This window comes from Micromonospora sp. M61, from assembly GCF_018070245.1.
Classification (GTDB): Bacteria; Actinomycetota; Actinomycetes; order Mycobacteriales; family Micromonosporaceae; genus Micromonospora; species Micromonospora zamorensis.
In genome coordinates, this window is record NZ_JAGPYA010000006.1 from 52,838 (window position 1) to 74,463 (window position 21,626).

The 21,626-nt window shown below is 71.3% G+C and carries 22 protein-coding genes and 1 pseudogene; 8 read left to right on the plus strand and 15 right to left on the minus strand.

All coding sequences use genetic code 11. The features are described 5' to 3' along the window. Positions 1–141 precede the first annotated feature (141 nt). The gene (locus KBX34_RS05415) at positions 142–636 is read left to right on the plus strand and encodes a YajQ family cyclic di-GMP-binding protein (RefSeq protein WP_088950253.1); all 495 of its coding nucleotides are present in this window, start codon (positions 142–144) and stop codon (positions 634–636) included. A 54-nt stretch (positions 637–690) separates the two neighbouring features. After that, positions 691–1,329: a class I SAM-dependent methyltransferase family protein gene (locus tag KBX34_RS05420; protein ID WP_210923571.1), complete on the plus strand. Its 639-nt coding sequence runs from the start codon at positions 691–693 to the stop codon at positions 1,327–1,329. Between the two features lie 99 nt (positions 1,330–1,428). On the opposite strand, the gene KBX34_RS05425 is transcribed toward KBX34_RS05420, so the two are convergent. From KBX34_RS05425 to KBX34_RS05470, 10 genes are all read right to left on the minus strand, one after another. Beyond that, positions 1,429–1,698 carry a hypothetical protein gene (locus KBX34_RS05425; RefSeq protein WP_210790904.1) on the minus strand — a complete coding sequence of 90 codons (270 nt, stop codon included), beginning with the start codon at positions 1,696–1,698 and terminating at the stop codon, positions 1,429–1,431. A gap of 228 nt (positions 1,699–1,926) precedes the next feature. Continuing rightward, a complete protein-coding gene (locus tag KBX34_RS05430) occupies positions 1,927–2,454 on the minus strand; it encodes a dihydrofolate reductase family protein (protein ID WP_210790906.1) in 528 nt (175 codons plus the stop codon). 130 nt (positions 2,455–2,584) lie between these two features. Beyond that, positions 2,585–3,844 (minus strand): MFS transporter, encoded by a 1,260-nt coding sequence (locus KBX34_RS05435; RefSeq protein WP_099848700.1) that lies wholly within the window; start codon positions 3,842–3,844, stop codon positions 2,585–2,587. A 144-nt stretch (positions 3,845–3,988) separates the two neighbouring features. Continuing rightward, on the minus strand, positions 3,989–4,864 hold the full coding sequence (gene htpX, locus KBX34_RS05440) for a zinc metalloprotease HtpX (protein ID WP_088950258.1): 876 nt from the start codon (positions 4,862–4,864) through the stop codon (positions 3,989–3,991). A gap of 114 nt (positions 4,865–4,978) precedes the next feature. Continuing rightward, a complete protein-coding gene (locus KBX34_RS05445) occupies positions 4,979–6,481 on the minus strand; it encodes an NADH-quinone oxidoreductase subunit N (protein ID WP_210923573.1) in 1,503 nt (500 codons plus the stop codon). Between the two features lie 55 nt (positions 6,482–6,536). Next, on the minus strand, positions 6,537–8,045 hold the full coding sequence (locus tag KBX34_RS05450; RefSeq protein ID WP_210790909.1) for a NuoM family protein: 1,509 nt from the start codon (positions 8,043–8,045) through the stop codon (positions 6,537–6,539). Next, positions 8,042–9,970, minus strand: coding sequence for an NADH-quinone oxidoreductase subunit L (locus KBX34_RS05455; RefSeq protein ID WP_210923574.1), 1,929 nt, complete (start codon positions 9,968–9,970; stop codon positions 8,042–8,044). Before KBX34_RS05455 ends, KBX34_RS05450 begins: the two co-directional genes overlap by 4 nt. Continuing rightward, a complete protein-coding gene (gene nuoK / locus KBX34_RS05460) occupies positions 9,967–10,329 on the minus strand; it encodes an NADH-quinone oxidoreductase subunit NuoK (RefSeq protein WP_099848708.1) in 363 nt (120 codons plus the stop codon). Before nuoK ends, KBX34_RS05455 begins: the two co-directional genes overlap by 4 nt. Then, complete coding sequence (locus KBX34_RS05465; protein ID WP_210923576.1) at positions 10,326–10,892, minus strand: NADH-quinone oxidoreductase subunit J; 567 nt, start codon at positions 10,890–10,892, stop codon at positions 10,326–10,328. The genes nuoK and KBX34_RS05465 overlap by 4 nt, the downstream gene beginning before the upstream one ends. Before the next feature lie 25 nt (positions 10,893–10,917). Next, positions 10,918–11,535 (minus strand): NADH-quinone oxidoreductase subunit I, encoded by a 618-nt coding sequence (locus KBX34_RS05470; protein WP_210923578.1) that lies wholly within the window; start codon positions 11,533–11,535, stop codon positions 10,918–10,920. A 95-nt stretch (positions 11,536–11,630) separates the two neighbouring features. Here KBX34_RS05470 and KBX34_RS05475 point away from each other — a divergent pair, with 95 nt between their 5' ends. Next, positions 11,631–12,206: a Uma2 family endonuclease gene (locus KBX34_RS05475; RefSeq protein WP_210923580.1), complete on the plus strand. Its 576-nt coding sequence runs from the start codon at positions 11,631–11,633 to the stop codon at positions 12,204–12,206. On the opposite strand, the gene KBX34_RS05480 is transcribed toward KBX34_RS05475, so the two are convergent. Then, positions 12,187–12,615 carry an ester cyclase gene (locus tag KBX34_RS05480; RefSeq protein ID WP_210923582.1) on the minus strand — a complete coding sequence of 143 codons (429 nt, stop codon included), beginning with the start codon at positions 12,613–12,615 and terminating at the stop codon, positions 12,187–12,189. The two genes, KBX34_RS05475 and KBX34_RS05480, sit on opposite strands and share 20 nt — an antisense overlap. Positions 12,616–12,704: 89 nt before the next feature. Between KBX34_RS05480 and KBX34_RS05485 the strand changes: the two genes are divergently transcribed. After that, a complete protein-coding gene (locus tag KBX34_RS05485) occupies positions 12,705–13,724 on the plus strand; it encodes a glutathione S-transferase family protein (RefSeq protein WP_210923583.1) in 1,020 nt (339 codons plus the stop codon). A 9-nt stretch (positions 13,725–13,733) separates the two neighbouring features. Here KBX34_RS05485 and KBX34_RS05490 read toward each other — a convergent pair whose 3' ends face one another. Both KBX34_RS05490 and KBX34_RS05495 read right to left on the minus strand, forming a co-directional pair. Then, on the minus strand, positions 13,734–14,696 hold the full coding sequence (locus tag KBX34_RS05490) for a complex I subunit 1 family protein (protein WP_088950268.1): 963 nt from the start codon (positions 14,694–14,696) through the stop codon (positions 13,734–13,736). A gap of 242 nt (positions 14,697–14,938) precedes the next feature. Beyond that, positions 14,939–15,535 (minus strand): annotated as a pseudogene (locus KBX34_RS05495) (NADH-quinone oxidoreductase subunit C); the annotation flags it as partial. Between the two features lie 106 nt (positions 15,536–15,641). Here KBX34_RS05495 and KBX34_RS05500 point away from each other — a divergent pair. Then, entirely contained in the window at positions 15,642–16,688 is a 1,047-nt protein-coding gene (locus tag KBX34_RS05500; RefSeq protein ID WP_210790929.1) for a glucose 1-dehydrogenase, read from the plus strand. Positions 16,689–16,704: 16 nt separating this feature from the next. On the opposite strand, the gene KBX34_RS05505 is transcribed toward KBX34_RS05500, so the two are convergent. Both KBX34_RS05505 and KBX34_RS05510 read right to left on the minus strand, forming a co-directional pair. Further along, complete coding sequence (locus KBX34_RS05505) at positions 16,705–18,021, minus strand: DUF2252 domain-containing protein (protein ID WP_088950270.1); 1,317 nt, start codon at positions 18,019–18,021, stop codon at positions 16,705–16,707. Between the two features lie 35 nt (positions 18,022–18,056). After that, positions 18,057–18,638 (minus strand): NADH-quinone oxidoreductase subunit B, encoded by a 582-nt coding sequence (locus tag KBX34_RS05510; RefSeq protein ID WP_210923587.1) that lies wholly within the window; start codon positions 18,636–18,638, stop codon positions 18,057–18,059. Positions 18,639–18,773: 135 nt separating this feature from the next. On the opposite strand from KBX34_RS05510, the gene KBX34_RS05515 reads away from it, so the two are divergent. The 3 genes from KBX34_RS05515 (at position 18,774) to KBX34_RS05525 (ending at position 21,615) form a co-directional block, all read left to right on the plus strand. Then, positions 18,774–19,343, plus strand: a complete 570-nt coding sequence (locus tag KBX34_RS05515; RefSeq protein ID WP_210923588.1) for a SigE family RNA polymerase sigma factor — start codon at positions 18,774–18,776, stop codon at positions 19,341–19,343. Further along, complete coding sequence (locus KBX34_RS05520) at positions 19,336–20,532, plus strand: hypothetical protein (RefSeq protein WP_210790941.1); 1,197 nt, start codon at positions 19,336–19,338, stop codon at positions 20,530–20,532. Before KBX34_RS05515 ends, KBX34_RS05520 begins: the two co-directional genes overlap by 8 nt. Before the next feature lie 138 nt (positions 20,533–20,670). Then, complete coding sequence (locus KBX34_RS05525; protein ID WP_210790943.1) at positions 20,671–21,615, plus strand: hypothetical protein; 945 nt, start codon at positions 20,671–20,673, stop codon at positions 21,613–21,615. Positions 21,616–21,626: the final 11 nt, after the last annotated feature.

The following is a 21,626-nucleotide window of genomic DNA, read 5'->3' on the forward strand; positions in this document are numbered from 1 at the left end:
CCCCACCGCGTCGTAACGCGGCGGCGGAAGCAAGGATAGCGGCTTCCCCCGGGACCTCCGCAACCGGGTACGGTCAGGGGGTCGTGCCGCTGGTCGGCGGCCGACGGCAAGCCCAGACCGCCGGACAGCAGGAGCAGAAACATGGCAGCGAACCCGTCGTTCGACATCGTGAGCAAGGTTGACCGCCAGGAGGTCGACAACGCCCTTCGGCAGGCGGAAAAGGAGCTCGCGACGCGGTTCGACTTCCGCGGCACCGGTGCGGAGATCTCCTGGTCCGGCGAGGAGGCGATCGGTCTTCAGGCGGAGACCGAGGAGCGGGTCCTCGCCGCACTGGACGTGTTCAAGGAGAAGCTGGTCAAGCGGAACATTTCACTGAAGTCGTTGGACGCTGGCGAGCCGCGCCCGTCCGGCAAGATTTTCAAGATCGACTGCAAGGTGATCCAGGGCATCGAGACGGACAAGGCCAAGGCGATCAGCAAGAAGATCCGCGACGAGGGCCCCAAGGGCGTGCAGGCGCAGATCCAGGGCGACCAGCTACGGGTCACCGGCAAGAAGAGGGACGACCTCCAGGCGGTCATCTCGCTGCTCAAGGGTGAGGACTTCGGCGTCGCCCTCCAGTTCAACAACTACAGGTAAGGCGGCGACCCCCGGCCTGGTAGGCGGGTCGATCATGCTGCAAAGCTGACCCAGATGACCGCCCAGAGTCACTGGCAGGCGTGGCATGAGCCGTACGCCGACGAAAACTCCCCGCTGTCTCGTCGGCTGCGGCTGGTCCAGCAGCACATTGCCTCGTGGCTTGATCAGCGCTTCGACGAACGGCTGACTGCGATAAGCGTGTGCGCGGGGCAGGGTCATGACCTCATCGGCGTCCTCGCCTCAAGGGCTGATGCTCAGCGTGTACGCGGAACCCTGCTTGAGTTCGACTCGGGCAATGTGACTGCCGCTCAGGCCGCCGCCAATCAGGCCGGGATCTCCAACATCGTGATCAGGCAGGCCGACGCGGGCCAACTCTCCGCGTATGCGGGGATCGTTCCGGCCGACCTGGTGCTCATGGTCGGGGTCTTCGGCAACATCTCGGACGCAGACGTGAAGCGAACCGTTGCTGCCCTGCCCCGGCTGTGTGCTGAGGGTGCCACCGTGATCTGGACCAGGACCCGGCGAGACCCGGACCTGACGCCAGCTGTACGGGAGTGGCTCCGGGATACCGGCTTCGTGGAGCAGGCATTCCACGCTCCAGACGATGTGCAATTCTCGGTGGGCGTTAACCGGTTCGAAGGGTCTCCACAGCTTTTGGACCCTGCGGGAACCATCTTCACGTTCCGGCACTGACGCCAACTGGTCGCTGCCCTATATCTAGCTCTCTGGCCAGGCAACCGATACGCAGCCGACGGCGCCGCGATCCGTTCACCAGCGGGAGAGGGCCGTGTCCTACTGCCTGATGCGCTCCGGATGCACACCGTCGACCATGTCGTGCCCCGGCACCTGGATGCAGAGCGCCCCCGGCTCTGCCCCGCACACCGGGCAGCGCCGCCAATCCTCGATCGAGCCCGGATCGTGCCCCAGTTCAGCAGCCATGCGGCTGATTTCCACCGCCGCCTGATGCAGGTCGTCGTCCTGATGCCGGGTAGCGGCCCGATGGACCTTGCGCACCGCGCTCTTCGCACGCTCTTCCATGGGATCAGGGTCGGGGTCGGGCATGGCAGCGTCGTTCCCGGGATACGCGACCTGAAACGGATTCAGTTGCCGAGCGGCGGGGTTCAGCGGTCGGCCGTCGAAACACCCAGGCAGGCATGAACCTCCGGGTCGGCATGGACCAACCAAGGCCGTCGTCAACCACCGGGTCGGCGTCGACCGCCCCAGCCCGGCGGCGGCTCGCTCCGCTCGTCAGGCGGGAGTCCATCGACGACAAGGCATGGACAGTCGGGTTCAGTAGACGAGGCTGTACCAGTGCTCGGTCTCGCCGGGCAGTGGCACCAACCGCACCTTGGTGCCACCCGGGTGGTCGAACATGCGCACCCCGTCGCCGAGCAGCACCGGGGCGAAGAACATCAGGATCTCGTCGAGCAGACCAGCCTCGATGCATTGCTTGGCGACATTCGCGCCGAGGATGTTGACGTACCGGTCCCCGGCGGCCTCCTTGGCCTGGGCGACGGCGGTGTGCAGGTCACCGACGAACGTGACGTCGGCGGGTGGCTCGGCCGGTGGTTGGTGGGTGAGGACGAACACCGGCCCGTGGTACTGGCCGCCGAACGCGCCTTCGCTGTCGGTGCCGCGGTTGGGGTCGTCGCCGCCGAAGGTGCCGTTGCCGGCCAGGATCGCGCCGACGCTGTGCAGCAGGCGCTCCGCCGTCGGGTTTTCGCCGCCGAGGTGGTCGGTCAGCCAGGACATGTCGCCGCCGGGGCCGGCGATGTAGCCGTCGAGTGACGCCGTCGCCGAATATAGAACCTTGGCCATGCGCCCAGGGTAGGCGGCGGAACTCGGACTCCTTGAAGTCGGGGTATCCGCCGCGCAGGAACACCCCGACTTCAAGGAACCCGAGTGAATCAAGCCCGCACGGAACGCACGCCCGCGGAAGACGGCGGGGTCAGACCGTCACGGGCTGTTCGGCGCGTACCGCCGTGTTTTCCGCACGGGCGATGGGTCCGGCGGGCAGCGCGGCGACCGCGGCCCCGACTGCGACGGCCGCTCCGGCGAAGAGGAACGCCCAGCTGACGCCGCCGGTGTGGTCCACGATCAGGCCGGCCACGGAGCCGCCGGCCGCGCTCGACGCGACCGCCACGGTGACCACCCAGGTGTACGCCTCGTTCAGCATTCCGGCCGGGGCGATCCGGCCGACCAGGGTGTTCTCCAGGGTCAGCGCGGGCGCGATGGCGGCCCCGCCGACGACCAACGCGACGCCCAGCGCCAGCGGGGTGGGCATCACCGCGAACACCACGAAGGTGCCGGCCACGGCGGAGAGCAGCAGGGCGAACTGGCGGGTCATGTTGGGTGCCGGCTTGCGGACGCCGAACCAGAACCCGCCGATGGCGCTGCCGACCCCCCAGACGGCGAGCAGAATGCCGGCCAGGCTCTCCGGGTCGTCGGTGGTGTGGCCGCTCGCGTACGCCGGGACGATCACCCCGGCGGCGCCGAACGCGATGCCGAGGCTGGCCACGCAGACCAGCAGGGCCGGGAATCCACCGACCCGCAGCGGCCCGAGCCCTCTGGCGTGGTGCTCCTTCGCGTGCGGGCGCCAGCCGCGCATCACCTCGCCGAGGGCCACGGCGGTCGTGCCGACCAGGGTGACCACTGCCGCGCCGATCAGCGCGGCTGCCGCGTCGGCGAACAGCACGAAGCCGGCGACGAGCAGCGGGCCGAGCACGAAGACGATCTCGAACAGCGACGTCTCGGCGGCCAGCGCGGTGTTGCGCAGGGCGTACCGGCCGGAGCTGGGGCTGGTCAGGTCGTTCCAGGCGTTACGGATGGCGGCGGTGAGCGGCGGGTACGTGGCGCCGGCCACGGCACTGGCGAGGTAGATGGTGGGTAGGGCGTCGTCACCCGAGCGGCTGGCCAGCAGCAGCGCGATGAGCGCCACCGGGTGGGCCACGGCGGTGACCAGCAGGACGGGGGTGGGCCCGACCCGGTCGGCGACCCGGCCGGCCACGGGGCTGAGCGCGGCACCGGCGACGGCGTAGATCCCGCCCGCGATGGCGGCCAGCGCGTACCGCCCGGTCACCTGCTCGACCACCAGGAGCAGCGCCAGTGGGGTCATGCCGATCCCGAGTCGCCCGATGATGCCGGTGATCAGCAGCATCGGTGCGCCGGGGATCCGCCACACACCCAGGTACTGACGCAGCGCGGCCACCGAAACCTCCGAAAATGTAATGAGCGTGAGCCGTTACGACCCTAACGCCGCCGCCTGACGGGACGACACCTGATATCAGCCTCGACACAGCGCTCCGCCCGTACCCGGCGTGACCGGGTACGGGCGGAGGCGTAAATCAGTGGGTCAGCGCTGGAACTGCACTGGCCCCGCGTTGGCGGCCATCTGCTCCAGCCGGGCGACCCGGTCCTCCATCTTGGGGTGGGTGGAGAAGAGCGCCGCCATGCCGCCGCCCCGGAACGGGTTGGCGATCATGAGGTGGGCGGTGCTGGTGAGCTGGCCCTGGGCCGGCAACGGCCGACGGCGGGCCACCGCGTCGATCTTGCGGAGCGCGCTGGCCAGGGCCAGCGGGTCGCGGCTCAACTCGGCACCCGAGGCGTCCGCCTGGAACTCACGGCTCCGGCTGATCGCCAACTGGATCACCGTGGCCGCGATTGGGCCGAGGATCAGGGTGAGCAGCAGCACGGCCGGGTTCGGCCGGTCCTCGTCGTCCCCGCCGCCCAGCGGGATGAAGAAGGCGAGGTTCGCCAGCAGGGTGATGATGCTGGCCAGACCCGCCGCCACGCTGGAGATCAGGATGTCCCGGTTGTAGACGTGTGACAGCTCGTGCCCGATCACACCGCGCAGCTCGCGGTAGTCGAGGATCTCGGTGATCCCCTGGGTCACGCACACCGCCGCGTGCTGCGGGTTACGACCCGTGGCGAACGCGTTGGGCTGCGAGGTCGGGCTCACGTAGAGGCGCGGCATCGGCTGCTGGGCGTCGGTAGCCAGCTCCCGCACCATCCGGTACAGCTCGGGGAACTGTGCCTCGGTGACTGGTTGCGCCCTCATCGAGCGCAGTGCGAGCTTGTCGGAGTAGAAGTAGGTGACGCCGTTCATGACCAGTGAGACGACGACAGCGATGACCAGACCGCCACTGCCGCCGAACCAGTAGCCCACCGCGAGGATCAGGGCGCTGAGCAGGCCAAGCAGCGCTGCGGTCTTCAGACGGTTGTGGTGCACGATGTCTCCTTCGGTGCACGGATCGCCGGGATCCGCTGACCGGTGTAACAACCCGGTACCCACCAACCATCCGTCTCAACGCTGAGAGTTCACTGAGACGAGGCGCAGGTCAGGTCAGTGGCGGGCCAGATCGAGCACCAGCTGAGGGGCGACGCCGAGCACCACGGCGGCCACCGTCGCCACCGCCAGCACCACGGCCACCACACCCACCACGGGTACGGCAGCCGCACCGCCACCGGCTTGCGCCGCGGCCGGGCCGGGCGTCGTCGTCGCCGGCGCCCAGAGCGCGGCGGTCACCCGCAGGTAGTAGGCGAGCCCGATCACCGCGTTCAGCGCCACCACGAGCGCCAGCCAGGCCGCCCCACCGTCGAGCAGCGCCCGGACCACTGTCACCTTCGCGAACAGGCCGGCGAGCCCCGGCGGCAGGCCCGCCAGGCCCACCAGCGCGAGACCGAGCGCCGCAGCCCGCCAGGGGTGCCTGCGGGCCGCCCCACGGAGGTCGTCCAGCGTGCCGCCGTCCGCACCGGCCGGGCGCAGCGCGGTCACAGCGGCGAACGCGGCCAACTCCAACACCACGAAGAAGACGGCGTACGCCATCGCGGCGGCGTACGCGGCGGAGCGTGCCTCGTCGGTGCGGCCGGCGGCCAGCGCCAAAGCCCCCAGCGGGGCGAGGATGTAGCCGGCCTGCGCGACGGACGACCAGGCCAGCAGCCGGACGGTACGCCGCTGGCGCAGCGCGACCAGGTTGCCGACGGTCATGGTGAGCACCGCGAGCAGGGCGAGCACCGGGCCGGTCTGATCCGGCGGGAGTGCCCGCTGCACGACGGCGAGCAGTGCGACCAGGCCGCCCAGCTTCGACGCCGTCGACAGGTACGCGGCCACCGGCAGCGGCGCGCCGTCGTAGGTGGCCGGCGCCCACGCGTGGAACGGCACCGCCGCCACCTTGAAGGCCAGCCCGACCAGCAGCACCGCCACCGCGGCCGTGGTCAGCGGCAGGTCCCGCAACTCCGGCCGTTCGGCGAGCAACGCGCTGAGCCGGTCCAGGTGCAGCCCACCGGTCACCGCGTACAGCAGCGCCGCGCCGAGCAGGGTCAGCGTGGTCGCCACCACGCTGACCACGAAGAACGTCACCGCCGCCTCGGCGCTGGCGAGGCTCCCTCGACGCAGGCCCACCAGCACGTACAGCGGAAGGGTCAGCGTCTCCAGGGCGACGATCAGGGTGATCAGGTCGCCGGCCGCGCCGAGCACCACGCCGCCGGTCATCGAGCAGGCCAGCAGGAAGCAGTATTCCCCCACCGGCGACCGCCCCGCCCGCAACGCGGGTGCGGAGAGCCCGAGCACGCCCAGGGTGAGCAGGGCCACCACCGCGCCGACCAGGGCGGCCCTACCGCCGAAGATCCAGGAGCAGTCCGCGCCCACACAGAACGTCCGCCGCTCCCCAGCCGCGCCGACCAGGGCGGCGCCGACGGCGGTGCCGAGCGCGCCCAGCGCGGCCACCACGATGGTGGCCCGCGGCCGGGCCAGCAGCAGGTCGGTGAGGAGCACGAGCACTGCGGTGCCGGCGGCCAGGTAGGCCGGCAGCAGCGCGACGCTGTCCACGCTCTGCACCACGTTCATGTGAGCCTGCCTCTGTTCGCGACTGCGGGGCTCCGCTTCGCCGTACGCCTGGCGCTCACCGGGAGACCACCCCGATCAGGGCGTCGACGGGAGCCTCGGCGACGCCGAGGACCAGCGCCGGGGCCAGCCCGATGGCCAACGCGAGCAGCACCAGCGGCACCCACGCGGTCAGCTCCGCACCGGCCAGGCCGGGGCCGACCCGCCCCACGGCGGGGCTCGGACGGTTGTGGGTGACCTGGCGCAGCAACCGCAGGAAGTACGCCGCGGTGAGCGCGCCGCCGATCGCGGCCAGCACCCCGAGGGTGGTCCAGAGCGGGCCGCCCACCTGGACGGCCGCGATCACCGCGAACGCCTCACCCCAGAAACCGGCCAGCCCGGGCAGACCGAGCGACGCGACAGCCGCGAACGCCAGCAGACCGGCCAACCGGGGCGCGGTCTCCCGCAGCCCGGACAACTCGGCGAGGGTGCCCGTGCCGGTACGGTCCTTCACAGCCCCGGCCAGGAAGAACAGCAGACCGGTGATCACCCCGTGCGCGATGTTGCCGATCAACGCCGCCTGGATGCCGATGGTGGTCAGCGTGGCGACGCCCAGCAGCACGAAGCCCATGTGCCCCACGCTGGAGTACGCGATCAGCCGCTTGACGTCGGACTGGGCCAGGCAGACCAGTGAGCCGACCAGGATCGCGGCCACGGCCAGCACGCCGAGCACCGGCGCCGCCCAGCGGGCGCCTTCCGGCGCCACCCCCACCGCCACCCGGATCAGACCGTAGGTGCCCATCTTCAGCAGCACGCCGGCCAGCACCACACTGCCCACCGTTGGCGCCTGGGTGTGCGCGTCGGGCAGCCAGGAGTGCAACGGCCACAGCGGGCTCTTCACCGCGAAGGCCAACGCCAGCAGGGTGAACGCGGCCAGCTGGGTGCCCCTGGACATCCCCGCACCGCCGGTCAGGGCCACCACGTCGGCGGTGCCGGCGGCGGCGACCACCACGTACACGCCGACCAGCAGCAACACCGAGCCGAACAGGGTGTAGAGCGCGAACTTGCGGGCCGCCCGACGCCGGTCCGCGCCACCCCAGCCGGCGATGATCGCGTACATCGGCAGCAGGACGACCTCGAAGAACAGGAAGAACAGCACCAGGTCCAGGGCGAGGAAGGTGCCCAGGATGCCCACCTCGACCACCAGCAGCAACGCGACCAACGCCCGGCCACTGCCGCCGTCCGGAACCCGCCACATCGTGTACGCGCAGCAGAGCAACGTGAGCAGCGCGGTCAACACCACCAGCGGCCACGAGATGCCGTCCACGCCGAGGTGGAAGCGCAACTCCAGGCCGGGCACCCAGGGCAGGTCCAGTTGGTGCCACGGGCGCACCGCCGGCGCACCGGCCGACCAGGCGACCCAACCCCGACCGCCGAACACCAGCGGCACCGCGGCCAGCAGGGTCAGGGCCGCCGCGACAGTGCCGACCAGCCGGGCCGCCCGGTCCCGGGGAGTCGCCGCCACTGCGACCGCGCCGAGCGCCGGCACCGCCAGGACGGCGACCAGCAACACCTGCCCAAACGTCATAGGTTCACCCCTATTACGGCGGCCAGCCCGATCAGCAGCGCGCCGGCCAGCACACCGGCGGCGGCCCGGGGCAACGCCGCTCGGTGCAGCGTGGCCAGCCCTGCGCCCAGACCGGACGCGGCCCGGCCGCTGCCCTCGACCGCGCCGTCCACCACCACCTCGTCGCCGGTGCGCGCTACGCGGGCCAGCGCGCGGACGGGACGTACGACAAGGGTGTGCTGGACGTCGTCGAGCCGGAACGCGCGGGCGAAGACCGGCCGCAGCGGGCCCAGCGCGACCGCCGGGTCGGCGGTCGGGTCCCGACGCCAGCCCAGCGTGACCAGCCCGGCGCCGACCAGCAGCAACGCGAGCGGCAACAGCATCCCGGGCCCCACGTGGACCAGGCCGTCCTCGGAGCCCGCCACCGGCACGGTCGGGAACCGCAGGCGATCGGCGAACGCCCCGACGAACCCGGCCAGACCGAGCAGCGCGGCCGGCACGGCCAGCAGCAGCACCGGCCAGCGCAGCACCGCCGGCGGGTCGTGCGGGCGGACCAGCGGCAGGCGTGGTGTGCCGAAGAAGGCGCGCAGCAGCAGCCGGCCGGCGTACCAGGCGGTGATCGCCACGCCGAGCAGCCCGGCCATCCACACCAGCCAGCCCACCCACGACGGTGCCGGGCCGGTGCCCTCCAACGCGGCGGACTCGGCGACCGTCAACACGCCGTCCTTGCTCCAGAAACCGGCGAGCGGCGGCACCCCGGCCAGCGCACCCAGGCCCACCACTGTGCACCAGAACGTCACCGGCATGCTGCGCCGCAGCCCGCCCATCTCCGACATCAGGGTCGTGCCGACCGCGTGGATGACCACGCCGGCGGCGAGGAACAGCAGCGCCTTGAACGCGGCGTGGGTGAGCAGGTGGAACAGCGCCGCAGACGGGGAGCCGACCGCCAGCGCGCCGGTCATGTAACCCAACTGGGACACCGTCGACCAGGCCAGCACGCGCTTGATGTCGTCCTGGGCGGTGGCGGCGAGCGCGCCGAGCAGCAGGGTGATCGCGCCGACCACCCCGAGCACGGTCAGCGTCACCGGCGCGGCCGTGAACAGCGGGTAGAGGCGGGCCACGGCATACACGCCGGCGGCGACCATCGTGGCGGCGTGGATCAGCGCCGAGATCGGCGTCGGACCGGCCATCGCGTCCGGCAGCCACGTGTGCAGCGGGAACTGCGCGCTCTTGCCGGCGACACCGGCGAGCAGCAGCAGGCCGGCAGCGGTCAAGGTCACGCCGGAGTGGTCGTGGGCGAGCACGTCGGCGATCCGGAAGCTGCCCGTCGACACGCCCAGCAGCGCGATGCCGAGCAGGAAGCCGACGTCACCCACCCGGGTCACCAGGAACGCCTTCATCGCGGCGGCCGGCGCGCCGGGCAGTCGACGGTCGTGGGCGATGAGCAGGTACGAACAGAGGCCCATCACCTCCCAGCCGACCAGCAGCATGATCAGGTCGCCGGCGACCACCACCAGCAGCATCGCACCGGTGAAGAGGCTGATCTGGGCCGCGTACGGCGGGTAGCGGTGGTCGACGTCGATGTCGTCGTGCGGGCCGCGTCGCAGATAGCCGATCGAGTAGACCTGCACCGCCAGGGCGACCGCGGTGACCGCCACCGCGACCAGTGCGGCGGCGCCGTCCAGCCGTACGCCGAGGGTCACCATCAGCCCGCCGACGTCGACCCAGGTGGTCGACGTCTCCGTCGGCCCGTCGACAGTCAGCAGCAGCGCGACGGCCAACGCCAGCGCGACGGCCGCACCGCTGACGCCGAGCGCGACGGCCGCGTTGCGGGCCCGATCGCCGCCGGTCGCGCTGTTGCCCCGTGGGGCCGGTGGCAGCAGCAGGCCGAGCAGGCCGGCGGCCAGCGGTACGGCGGGCAGCAGCGCCCCGATCAGCCCGGTCACCGGCGAGCCTCCGTGTCCAGGACGGCCGGCTCTCGCCCGTCGAAGGGCTGCGCCGGCTCGGTCAGCGGCACGTCATCCACCGCGACGGTGGCCCGCAACCGGTAGAGCTGGAGGACGATCGCCAGCCCCACACCGATCTCGGCGGCGGCGAGGACGATGACGAACAACGCGAAGACCTGCCCCGAGTGCGGCAGCACGGCGCGGGCGGTGGTGTCCGCGGTGACCAGGATCAGGTTGACCGCGTTGAGCATCAACTCGACCGACATCAGCACCAGCACCGCGTTGCGGCGGCGCAACACGCCGTAGACGCCGAGGCCGAACAGCAGCGCGGCGGTGACGTACGGGATGACCGGCCTCACCGGCGCCCCCCGGGCTCGACGCCGACCCGGGCATCCGGTGCTGCCGTGGATTCGTGTTGCGGGGCGGGTCGGCCGATGTCCGGCCGGGACAGCACGATCGCGCCCACCAGCGCGGAGAGCAGCAGCACGGACAGCACCTCGAACGGCAGCACCCAGGACTGGAAGATCTGCTCCCCCAGCCGCTCCGCGGTGCCCGCAGCGGGAAGCGCGACGCTGCTCCAGCGGTACGCGTCGACGAGCAGGACGGTCAGCCCCAGCCCGGCGCCGCCACCGATCAGGGCGGCCGGCCAACCAGGCCGGTCCAGGTCGTCGGAGGCACCGATCGGGGCCCGGGTCAGCATCACCGCGAACAGCAACAGGACCACCACCGCGCCCACGTAGATCAACACCTGCACCCAGGCCACCAGCTCGGCGCTGAGCACCAGGAAATCACCGGCCAGCGCGCCCAGGCACACCACCAGGTAGAGCCCGGCCCGGACCAGGTGTTTCGTGGTCACCACCAGCACGCCGGCGCCAACCGCCACCGCGCCGAGGGCGAGCAGCAGCACATCCGCTCCGGTCACCGGGCCGCCTCTCCGGCTCGGGCGGTCACGACGCCGGGTCCTGGTCGGCGTCGGACAATACCGATGGAGGGGCCGGACGGGCGGCGGCCGCCTTGCGCGCGGCGGCGGTCTCCTCCTTGGCCGGCTCACCGTTCGGGTCGTGCGCCGGCGGCGGCGGAACCGTGGCCATCCACTGACCCAGGTGGTCCTTGTCGTGCAGCAGGTCCTTGATGTCGTACTCGGCGTACTCGAATTCCGGCGACCAGTAGAGCGCGTCGAACGGGCAGACCTCGATGCAGATGCCGCAGTACATGCAGAGCGAGAAGTCGATGTCGAACTTGTCGAGCACGTTGCGCTGGCGGGGGCGGGCGGCGCCGGGCACCGCCACCTCCTCCTTGTGCGAGTCGATGTAGATGCACCAGTCCGGACACTCACGGGCGCAGAGCATGCAGACCGTGCAGTTCTCCTCGGACAACGCGATCACGCCACGCGAGCGGGGCGGCAGCTCAGGGGCGACGTCCGGGTACTGCTGGGTGGTCGTCCGGCTGGTCATCGTCTTGAGGGTGACCGCCAACCCCTTTACCAGGCCCGCGCCGGGCAGGCCACGCGCACCGGTGGCGCTGGCCGGGTCGCCGTGCTCGCTGGGGTCGCTCATGCCGACCATCCTGCCCTGTGGCCCCGGCGCGCGCGACCACCACCCACAGGTCCAGGGCGATACCGTGGTCGCGGGGAGAACGAACGCACCTGGAAGGACCTGCCATGACCGCCGCGCTGCAGAGCGACTACCCGCCCGAGGGCGGGTGGACGACTGACGATCTGGATGCGCTGCCCGAGGATGGCCGCCGCCGGGAACTGCTCGATGGAGTGCTGCTGATGTCCCCCTCCCCCACCCGCACGCACCAAATCATCGCTGGGCTACTGATGGCCGAGCTGCACGCTGACTGCCCCGAGGGCTATGACGTGACCCAGGGCGTCGAGGTGCGGATCAACCGCACGCGGTCCTTCATCCCCGACGTGCTGATCACCACGGCCACCGCGGCGGCGCGGGAGCCGTCGAAGTACGAGCCACACGAGGTGGTCCTTGCCGTCGAGATCGTCTCACCGAACACCCGCTCCATCGACCGGGTGTTGAAGCCGGCGCTGTACGCCCAGGCGGGCATCCCGTTCTACTGGCGGATCGAGACGCAGGGTGGCGCGCTGGAGGTCGTCACCTACCGGATCGACGCGGTGAACGAGGTCTACAGCGAGACGGGGCGGTGGACGAAGTTCGTCGACACCGGCGAGCCCTTTCCGATCAATCTGCCGATCAGCCGGATCACGCCCCGGGTCCGCTGACGACGGTCGGTGGGAGCATCTCGACGCCGAGCTGCTGGAGGAGCTGGAACAGCTCGTTGCAGCTCCACACCTCGACGATCCGGCCCGCCGCGTCGAAGCGCAGGAACGTCGCACCGGAGTAACTCACCACCTGCCCGGTCGGCGGCACCGGCCCGAACTGCCCGGCGTGCGTGCCGGCCGCCCGCCAGTGCACGGCCACCCGCTCGCCGGCCGCCACCACGTCCACGATCTTGTAGCGCAGGTCCGGGAAGGCCGCCCGCCGCTCCCGGTGCCAGGCCAGCGTCGCCTCCGGCCCGGTGCCGCCCAGCCCCGGGCAGTCGTCGGCGATCAACTCGTACGCGGACTCCTCCCGGCGCGCGTTCCACACTTCGGCGATGAACCGGCGGGCCGCGGCCTCCACATCCGTCATGCCGGCAGGGTAACGGGGTCCACTCCGCGTCGCTGAGCGGTAGATCCGTAAGGATGGGGTAGAGACACTGACCGGACCGGGAGGGTGACGTGGGCGAGGAAACAGGCGGGAAGTACGTCGAGCCGGGTGGCGAGTTCACCCGCGACCAGCGGTACATCGCCACTCGGATCACCGAGGACGGGCGGGACGGGTACCCGGTGGAGCCGGGCCGGTACCGGCTGGCGGTCAGTCGGGCCTGCCCGTGGGCCAACCGCCTGATCATCGTGCGACGGCTGCTCGGCCTGGAGGACGCCATCTCGATGGCGGTGGCCGGCCCGACCCACGACGCCCGGAGCTGGACCTTCGACCTCGACCCGGACGGGCGGGACCCGGTGCTCGGCATCGAGCGCATCCAGGAGGTGTACTTCAAGCGCTTCCCCGGCTACGAGCGCGGCATCACCGTGCCGGCGATGGTGGACGTGCCGACCGGGCAGGTGGTGACCAACGACTACGCGCAGATGAGCCTCGACCTGTCGACGCAGTGGGGCGCGTACCACCGCGACGGCGCTCCGCAGCTCTACCCGGAGCACCTGCGGGCGCAGATCGACGAGGTCAACGCGGTGGTGTTCCGGGACGTCAACAACGGCGTCTACCGGTGCGGCTTCGCCGGCAACCAGGAGGCGTACGACAAGGCGTACCACCAGCTCTTCGACCGGCTGGACTGGTTGACCGAGCGGCTGACCGACCAGCGTTACCTGGTCGGTGACACCATCACCGAGGCCGACGTGCGGCTGTTCACCACCCTGGTCCGCTTCGACCCCGTCTACCACGGTCACTTCAAGTGCAACAGGCAGAAGCTGAGCGAGATGCCGGTGCTGTGGGCGTACGCCCGGGACCTGTTCCAGACCCCCGGTTTCGGCGACACCATCGACTTCGACCACATCAAGCGGCACTACTACGAGGTGCACCGCGACATCAACCCGACCGGGATCGTGCCGCTCGGCCCCGACCTGTCGAACTGGCTCACCCCGCACGGCCGGGAAACGCTGGGTGGCCGTCCGTTCGGCGACGGCACCCCGCCCCCACCACCAGCCGAGCCGGTAAACCCGGCACACACCCCGCTGCGCTGAGCGGCGCTCCTATAGGGCGACGCGGACGGCTGCCGTGAGGACCAGTTGGGCGAGGGACGCTGGCACCAGCACCAGCCAGCAGAGCCGCTGGAGCTGGTCCTCACGCAGCCGGGGGTAGGACACCCGGAGCCAGATGATCACGAAGGACACGGCGAAGACCTTCAGCAGCGTCCAGAGCCAACCCAACTGGTCGTCCGCGAACGGACCCTGCCATCCGCCGAGGAACAGCACAGTGGTCAGCGCGGCGATCACCACGATGCCGACGTACTCGGCGAGCAGGAAGAACGCGAAACGCAGCCCGGTGTATTCGGTCATGTAACCGAAGACCAGCTCCGAGTCGGCCACCGGCATGTCGAACGGCGGCCGGCGGATCTCGGCCACCCCGGCGACGAAGAAGATGATCATCGCGGGCGCCTGCCAGAGCAGCCACCACGGTTGCCACGCCTCGACGATGCCCGACAGGCTGAGCGTGCCCGCCGCCATCGCCACCGACGCAGCGGCCAGCACCAGCGGCAGCTCGTAACCGAGCAGCTGTGCGGCACCGCGCAGCCCACCGAGCAGGCTGTACTTGTTGGCCGACGCCCACGCCGACATCAGCACCGCCACCACCCCGACACCGACCACGGCCAGCACGAAGAACAAGCCGATGTCCAGAGGTTGCCCGACCAGGTCGTTCGGGCCGAGCGGGATGACCAGCAGCACCAGCAGGTAGGGCACCAGGGCCACCACCGGGGCCAGCCGGAACACCGCCCGGTCCGCCTCGCGCGGGGTCACGTCCTCCTTCTGCACGAACTTGACCCCGTCCGCGACCAACTGGGCCCAACCGTGGAAGCCGCCCGCGTACATCGGGCCGAGCCGGCCCTGCATGTGCGCCATCACCTTGTGCTCGGCCTGGCCCACCAGCAACGGCAGGGTGAGGAACGCGACCAGCACGCCACCCACCCGCAGCACCAGCTCCACCCAGAGCGGCATCAGGTCGTACCCCCGTCGTCGTCGGTGCGCTCGGCGCGGGCCGGCGGGTCCGCGACCGGGCCGGGCGCCGATTGGTCGGGTGAGCCCGGGCTGGCAGCGGGCGCAGGCTGCTCGGGCACGGCCGGGCCGTCGTCGGCCGCGGCAGACCGGGGAGTACGCGCCGGACGGGCCCCCGGAGCGGGCCGCGCCGGACGGTCACCGGCGGGTCTGGCCGGGGTGCCGCCACGCGGCCCCTCCCCCACACCACCCGCGCCGGCCGGGGTGGGCGTGGGGCCCCACTCACCCGGAGCCGGAACACCCGGCGGGCGGATCGGTCGACGCCCACCGCCGGCCTCCGACTCGCCCGGTTCCTTCGCGCCCGGCCAGGGCTTGGCCACCCGGGAAGCGAGCACGAACTCCTTGCGCAGCGGGTGACCCTCGAACTCCGGGGGCAGCAGCAGCGGACGCAGCTCGCCGTGGCCGGCGAAGTCGATGCCGAACATCTCATGCGTCTCCCGCTCGTGCCAGGCGGCACCCGGGTAGACGTCCACCACAGACGCGACAGTGGCCTCGGCACGCGGCAACCGGGTACGCAGCAGCACACCGTGCCGCAGCCGCGTCGACCAGAGATGCGCCACCACGTCGAAACCCTCGGCCAACTCGTCGACGGCGGAGAGCCAGTCGAAGAAGTCGCAGGCCAGCTCGGTGTCGTCGCGGGCCGCGCGAACGGCGACCAGCCAGCTCTCCGGCGGCACGTCGACGGTGGCCCGGGCGAACCGCTGCCCGCCGGAGACCGACGGGGTCGCCTCGACCGGCGCGAGCAGCGCCACCAGGCGAGCACCGATGGCTTCGGGAGTCATGCCGCTGATCCTAGTGCCGACCGGGCCCGGGCCCGGGCCGCCGCCGATGCCAGATGATCTGCCGGCTTTGGGCGCGGCGCAGCCCCCGGCGGGGAAAGATGAGGGCGTGCGCGCTGTGACTGTGAAACCCGGGGTCGCCAACTCGCTGAACCTCGTCGAGGATCAGCCGGAGCCGGCTGCCGAGGAAGGCTCGGTCCTGGTCGAGGCGCTGGCGGTGGGGATCTGCGGCACCGACCACGAGATCATCGCCGGAGAGTACGGCGAGGCGCCACCGGGGCGGGACCGCCTGGTCATCGGGCACGAGTCACTGGGCCGGGTGATCGAGGACCCGAGCGGCACCATGCAACCCGGCGACCTGGTGGCCGGCATCGTCCGGCATCCCGACCCGGTCCCCTGCCCCAACTGCGCGGTCGGCGAGTGGGACATGTGCCGCAACGGCCAGTACACCGAACACGGCATCAAGGCACTACCCGGGTTCGCCCGTGACCGCTGGCGGATCGAGCCCCAGTTCGCTGTCGCGCTCGACCCGGCGCTGGCCCAGGTCGGCGTGCTGTTGGAACCGACCAGTGTGGTGGCGAAGGCCTGGGACCACATCGAGCGGATCGGGCACCGGGCCGAGTGGCAGCCGCAGACCGTCCTGGTGACCGGGGCCGGGCCGATCGGGCTGCTGGCCGCGTTGCTCGCCACCCAGCGCGGGCTCACCGTCCACGTGCTGGACCGGAACACCGACGGGCCGAAGCCGGAGCTGGTCGCCGGGCTCGGCGCCACCTACCACACGGTGCCGGTCAACGACCTGCCCTTCGAGCCGGACGTGGTGATCGAGTGCACCGGTGCGCCCACCGTGGTCCTTGACGTCATGTGCAAGGCGGGCCCCACCGGGATCGTCTGCCTGGCAGGGGTGTCCAGCGGCGGCCGGACCATCAACTTCGACGCCGGCGCACTCAACCGGGAGCTGGTGCTGGAGAACAACGTGGTGTTCGGCTCGGTGAACGCCAACCGGCGGCACTGGGACATGGCCGCGCAGGCGCTGGCCGGCGCCGACCAGGTCTGGCTCGAGTCGCTGATCACCCGTCGGGTGCCGGTGAACAGGTACGCCGACGCGTACACCCCGGGGCCGGACGACATCAAGGTGGTGCTGGAGTTTGCGTCCTGAGCGACGCCACGCCCGATCAGATGCCCGGCAGCCGGCCATTGCGGAACAGGTCGACGAAGAGCTGGTGGTCCTGCCGGGCGCGCACCCCGTACGCGTGGGCGAAGTCCACCAGGTGGGCCACGAAGCCCGGCTCGTCGGCGTCCACCGCCGCGACGATCGCCTCCTCGGTGGAATAGTCCACCAGGTCGTGACTGGACTCGTCGTCGGCGACCGAGTGCATCCGGGCCACCGCCCGACCGAGGTCGACGAGCACCCCGGTCAGCTCCTCCGGCTCGTTGACGTCCGACCAGTCCAGGTCCGCGGCGTACGGGGAGACCTCCGCGACGAGCTGCCCCGCTCCGTCCAGCTCGGTGAAGCCCAGCCACGGGTCGGCGTGCGCCTGCAACGCCCGCTGCGACTCGGCTGTCCGGTGACCCTGGTGCTGGAAGTAGCCGCGGACCGACTCGTCGGTGACGTACCGCGCCACCGCCGGCACCTGCGCCTGCTTCATGTAGATGACGACGTCGTTCTCCAGGGCCTGGGTGTGCCCCTCCAACAGCAGGTTGTACGACGGCAGCCCGGCCGAGCCGATGCCCACCCCCTTGCGCAGCACCACGTCCTTGATCCGCGCCGCCACCGGCCGAAGCTGCGTCGAAGCGTTCGGCAGGGTGCCCAGGTAGTCCTGGAAGGCGGCACGCACCCGGTCCCGGGTGGCGTCGTCGATCTCGAAGACCCCGTCACCGATGGAGAACCGTCGCTCGTAGTTGTCGATGGTGGTCTGCGCGGCCAGCAGGTCGACGCGGGTGTTGAGCCGGGCCTGCTGAAGCACCCGGCGCAGCACACCGTCGGCATTCTCCAGGGTGATCGAGCCGATCGCGTCGTCCCCTCCGGCGGCGATCGCCCGCAGCTCGGTCAGGTACGACCGGGCGAAGCCGGCCACCAGATCGCCGATCGCCGTGTCGGAGAGCGCCTTGCCGTAGCCGAGCAGCGCCACGCTGGCCGCGAGCCGCCGCAGATCCCAGGTGAACGGCCCGACGTACGCCTCGTCGAAGTCGTTGACGTTGAACACCAGCTGCCCGGAGGCGTTCATGTAGGTGCCGAAGTTCTCCGCGTGCAGGTCACCGTGGATCCACACCCGGCTGGTCCGCCCGTCCAGGAACCGGTCGTCGGCGAAGTCGCCGAGCTGGTCGGCGTAGAACAACGCCGCGCTGCCCCGGTAGAAGGCGAACGGCGACGCGGCCATCTTGCGAAACTTGCGGCGGAAGGCGGCCGGGTCGACAGCCATCGACGCGCCGAACTCCTCGGTGAGCACGTCGATGATGTGGGCGGACCGCTGGTCCACGGAATTGCTCATAGTGCGCAGGCTAGCCGGGCCCGGCGAGCCCGCCGTCAGTTCGTGGCAGGTGGGCGGACCGGCGGGGCCGTGAGCGAGTCGACCGAGCGTGGCGCGGCGGCCTCGCGGGGCGGGGCGTCCAGCGGCGCGGCGAGCACATCGCGCTGGGGCACTCCGCCGATTCCGGACTGCTCGGCGGCGATCTTCTCCTGTAGGCGCAGGATGCCGTGCAGCAGCGCCTCCGGGCGCGGCGGGCAGCCGGGCACGTACACGTCGACGGGGATGAGCTGGTCGACGCCCTTGGTCACCGAGTACGAGTCCCAGTAGGGGCCGCCGCAGTTGGAGCACGCGCCGAACGAGATGACGTACTTCGGCTCGGGCATCTGGTCGTAGAGCCGCTTGATGGCCGGGGCCATCTTGTCGGTCACGGTGCCGGAGACGACCATGAGGTCGGCCTGCCGGGGGCCGTGCGCGAACGGGATCACGCCTAGCCTGATGAAGTCGTGTCGACCCATGCTGGTGGCGATGAACTCGATCGCGCAGCAGGCCAGCCCGAAGTTGAAGACCCAGAGCGAGTAGCGGCGCCCCCAGTTCAGCACGAACCGGATCGGCTCACCGAGCACTGCCGGTAGCTGCACCTCGGGCCTCCCTCAGCTGTCTCCGAGTCGACAGTCAACCACAGGCACCACGGCGGCAACCCGCGCAACCGATACCCGCGTCAAGGCGTGTGACCGACGTGACCGCGTTGGCGGCACGCGTACGGGGAGGACCAGATGACGGTGATGAGGGAGCCACGGCTCGACGAGCCGCCACCCGAGGGGACCGCGGAGCGGTCGGCGCGCTCGCAGGAGCGCGAGGTGATCGACTTCGACGGGCTCTACCATGCGCACTTCCGGTCGTTGACGCTGCAGCTCGCCGCCTACTGCGGTGACCTGTCGCAGGCACAGGACCTGGTGCAGGAGGCGTTCTGCCGGGCGTTCGCCCGCTGGTCGCGGGTGTCCCGCTACGACGATCCGGTGGCCTGGGTGCGTCGGGTCGCCTGGAACCTGGCCACCAGCCGCTGGCGGCGGCTGCGGACAGCCCAGTCGTGGCTGCACCGGCAGCGCGAGGAGCACATGCCGGGGCCGGGGCCGGACCGGGTCGCGCTCACCGCCGCCCTGGCCCAGTTGCCGACCAACCAGCGCCGCGCCGTGGTGCTGCACTACCTGGCCGATCTCAGCGTCATGCAGATCGCGGCGCAGGAGGGAGTGCCGGAAGGCACTGTCAAGTCCTGGCTGCACCGAGGACGGGCAGCCCTAGCGGTCAGCCTGGCCACCGCGAACGAGGTGAACGACAATGACTGAGCTCGACGATATCCTGGTCGGCGGCGAGTTCGCCGCGTTCCGCGAGGCGTACGCCCCGGCGGTGCACCCGGCCGGGACGGCTGCGGTGCGGGAGACAATCCGCCGTCGGCGCCGGCGTACCTCGATGGTCACCGCGGCGGCCGTTGTGCTCGCCGTGGCGATCCCGGTGGGCGCGAACGCAGCCCTGCACCGGCCGCCCGAGCCCGGACCGGCTCAGACCGTGACTCCGACCCCGTCGGGGACGAGCGCCTCGCCCACCCCGCCCACCTCGCCCGCACCGAGCACGGCCAGCCCCACCTCGGCCGCGCCGGACGGCCGGATCACCCGGTCGCAGCTGCTCGCCGCCCGACTCGCCCTGCCGCGCTGGCCGCAGGGCGCCCCGACGACCTGCCTCACCGACGAAGTCCGGCTCCGGTCCGGGTCGCAGCAGGACTCGGTGCCGACGCTGCTGGGCGACCCCCGCTACGCCGACCTCGACGGCGACGGTGCCACTGAGACGGTCGCCCTGGTCGCCTGCCGCCAAGGCGAGGCCTCGGCCAAGCAGGTGATCGCCTTCGACCGGGACGGGGCCGGCCGCGTGGTCACGATGGGCCGAGTGGTCGGCACCCGGGAGGGGATGGACGACGTCACGGACTTCGCCGTGCAGGCCGACGGAGAGATCCGGGTGCACGTGGCGGACATCCAGCCCTGCTGCAGCACCCCGGAGTGGGCGCCGCAGCGGCAGTGGCGGACGTACGCCTGGACCGGCGAGCGGTTCGACCAGACCGCCGGGCCGACGAAGTTCGGGGTCGACCCCCGGCTGACCGACCTCACCCTGACGGCCGGTGACCTGATCGTCGGGGCACCGGACGCGAAGGGCAAGCGGGCCGCCACGGTGACCGTCACGGTGGTGAACAAGGGACCCGTAGACGTGCCCCTGCTCGGGTTCAGCAACTTCTACACAGTTGGGGAGCCCGCCGGCGGGGACCTGGCCCGGTGCCGGGAGGTGCGCTCCGATGGGCCGGACGCCTGCGTCCTGGACGGCCTGCCGGCCGGGGATCGGAAGACGTACACCTTCACGTTCCGCTACGCGCCGCCGAGCATCGACAATCCGCCGAACCTGCAGGTCATCCACTACGACTCCCAGGAGCGGTGGTGGAGCGACCTGAAATGGACTGACAACGAGGTCGAGCTGAAGACGGCCGGCTAGCCGCGCGACGACCCGGGCCGCGGTGTCAGATTGGCGACAGGCGCAGCCGCAACCAACCATCCACATAGGACGTGTGCACACCATCGGGCGACGGAGATGCCGCCGCCCAGCAACGGGGATCCACGGGAGGACTTCGACATGACCACACGCACCGTACGGCGGCTGGCCGCCCTTGTGCTCGGCCCGGCAGCGGCGCTGCTGGCGTTCAGCGCACCCGCGGCGGCGGCACCTGCCGGCCACGGCCTCGACGCTGACGTCTCGGTGGGCCAGCTGGTGCTCAACCCGACCGAGCGCGGTTACCAGGGCAACCTGCCGATCACGGTGACGAACCGCGGTCGAGCCGACACCTACTTCAGCGTCACGATCGTCGAGCCGGTCGCCGGCTCCATCGGCAACCTGTCGCCGGACAGCGCGTGCGGGTTCCAGGGCCTGCAGGACAACCGCCGGGTCGTCAACTGCTCGGTGCCCGGCGACAACCTCAAGCCGGGCGAGCGGCGGTCGTTCACTGTCGCCTTCCAGGCGCTCACCACGCCACGCGGCGTCGCGATGATCGCGAGGGGAGGCAGGGTCGAGGTGAACGTCGGCGACGGCAGCGAGGCGATCGGGGACACGGAGAGCTTCGCCGCGCGCTTCCGCTCCACCTCGGGCTCTCTGCGCAACCCCGTGCCGTACGTGCAGGACAGCCAGGCACGAGCGTCGATCAGCACGGCCGCCGCGGCCACGCTGGTGCGGCAGGAGGACGGCAGTTACCAGGGCCGACTGCCGGTGACCGTCCGGTGGGCCGGTGACGCCGCGCACGATCTCCTCTTCGGCGAAGCGACCACGTTGCCGGCCGGCGTGCAGATCTGGGGCACCGACCCGCAGGACATGCCGAGCTTCTTCACCAACTTCGTCGTCCCGGGTGGGCGCTTCATGGCCGGCGAGGAGCGGAGCTTCGATGTGCTGCTCCGGGCGGAGCCCGGCACCGTCCCGGGTGATCTCGGTGCCGCCACCTTCCAGCTCGACACCCAGTGGGACAGCATCGTGGTGGCGGACGCCAACCCGGCCGACAACACCGCCTCGTTCACCGTGGCAGCCGCCTGATCACGAGGCAC